Here is an 847-nt window from a genome sequence, read left to right as displayed (position 1 = left end):
TTCTTCCCGATGTCGTGCACATCCCCACGCACCGTGGCCAGCACGATCGTGCCCTTGCCGTCGTCGTCGGTCTTCTCCATGTGCGGCTCCAGATACGCCACCGCGGTCTTCATCACCTCGGCCGACTGCAGCACGAACGGCAACTGCATCTGCCCCGACCCGAACAACTCCCCCACAACCTTCATCCCGGCCAGCAGCGTGTCATTCACGATCGCCAGCGCAGGACGCGAACCCAGAGCCTCCTCCAGATCCGCCTCCAGACCATTACGCTCACCATCAATGATCCGCCGCTGCAAACGCTCGTCCAACGGCAGCGCGGCCAACTCCTCCGCCTTACCCGCCTTCATCGACTTCGCCGTCGCACCCTCGAACAGCTGCATGAGCTTCTGAAGCGGGTCGTAGCCCTCGGAGCGGCGGTCGTAGATGAGGTCCTCGGCGACCTTGACCTGCTCTTCTTCCAGCCGCGCGATGGGGAAGATCTTGCTCGCGTGCACGATCGCCGAATCCAGACCCGCCTTCACACACTCGTCCAGGAAGACGGAGTTGAGGACGATACGCGCCGCCGGATTCAACCCGAAGGAAATGTTGGACAGGCCCAGAGTCGTCTGCACGTCCGGGTGGAGCCGCTTCAGCTCGCGGATGGCCTCGATGGTGTGGAGGCCGTCCTTGCGGGACTCCTCCTGTCCGGTGCAGATGGTGAAGGTCAGGCAGTCGATGAGGATGTCCGACTCACGGATGCCGTAGTTGCCGGTCAGGTCAGCGATGAGCCGTTCGGCGATGGCGATCTTGTGCTCGACGCTGCGCGCCTGACCCTCCTCGTCGATGGTCAGCGCGATGAGCGCGGCGC

At 63.8% G+C, this 847-nt stretch carries 1 protein-coding gene; it reads right to left on the bottom strand.

The window, feature by feature from the left end; translation table 11 throughout:
• A partial coding sequence (locus NMN56_RS42950; protein ID WP_283742584.1) for a B12-binding domain-containing protein occupies positions 1-847 on the bottom strand: 847 nt, incomplete at both ends.

Source organism: Streptomyces iconiensis (assembly GCF_028657195.3).
In the GTDB taxonomy this organism is placed as follows: Bacteria; Actinomycetota; Actinomycetes; order Streptomycetales; family Streptomycetaceae; genus Streptomyces; species Streptomyces iconiensis.
The sequence above is the reverse complement of the archived record's forward strand: the minus strand, read 5'-3'. Positions and strand labels throughout refer to the sequence as shown.